The organism is Streptococcus sp. GMD4S (assembly GCF_000296955.1).
The window spans coordinates 1-769 of the sequence record NZ_AJRE01000332.1 but is presented as its reverse complement, the minus strand read 5'-3'; the positions used below and the strand labels follow the sequence as shown (position 1 = coordinate 769).

The following is a 769-nucleotide window of genomic DNA, read 5'->3' as shown; positions in this document are numbered from 1 at the left end:
GAAAAGGCTGTCCATAACATGTTTGCGATAAAGGCAAAAGGATACCAATACAAAGCATTTTGTGACAAGGCTAATAGCAATCCAGCTAAGACCTCACCGGCAAAAATATTTCCGTAGATCCGAATCGCCAAGGAAGCAAAATTGGTGAACTCTTCTAAAATGTTCATCGGAGTCATAAAGCCAGGTGTAACAAATGCTCTCAAATATTCTTTAACGCCTCTACGACGAACTCCTTCTACATGGGCGATCAAAGTGATCAAGAATGATAGGGATAAATCGTATCCAAGGTTGGCTGTTGGGGAAGTCCACAAGTTATAACCGTTTGTTGTTTGTACTTTTGCCATTAAGCCGATATTATTGGCAACCAAGATAAACAGAAATAGAGAAAACAGAAATAAGGAATAATCCTTGATGTATGATTCTCCAATGTTTGGTTTGGTAAAACCAATCACAAAGTCGTAAATCATCTCAAGAGCATTTTGTTTGCCCTTTGGACGGATGGTCATTTTACGACTTGCCCAGTAGACAAAGGCAAAAACCATCAAAACAGTTACAAGAGACATGGCAAGCAGGGTCAAATCAAAGGATATTGGTCCAATATTAACGGTTGGATTCAAACTTTCTTCCATGGTTTGACACCTCCATTTCTAAATAGAGTTGTCTATTTAATGACAAATGACATCGCCAAGGTTACAAAGAATGTTCCTTCGATAAAGGCAATCCCCATGATCATCAAACTACGCAATTGTGGGATGATGTCTGGTTGGCG

1 protein-coding gene and 1 pseudogene are annotated in these 769 nt (G+C 39.3%); both read right to left on the bottom strand.

The window, feature by feature from the left end; translation table 11 throughout:
* On the bottom strand, positions 1-629 hold a 629-nt coding region (gene atpB / locus GMD4S_RS09740), incomplete at its 3' end, for a F0F1 ATP synthase subunit A (protein WP_000392936.1).
* A gap of 32 nt (positions 630-661) precedes the next feature.
* Positions 662-769, bottom strand: a pseudogene (locus GMD4S_RS09735) (F0F1 ATP synthase subunit C); the annotation flags it as partial.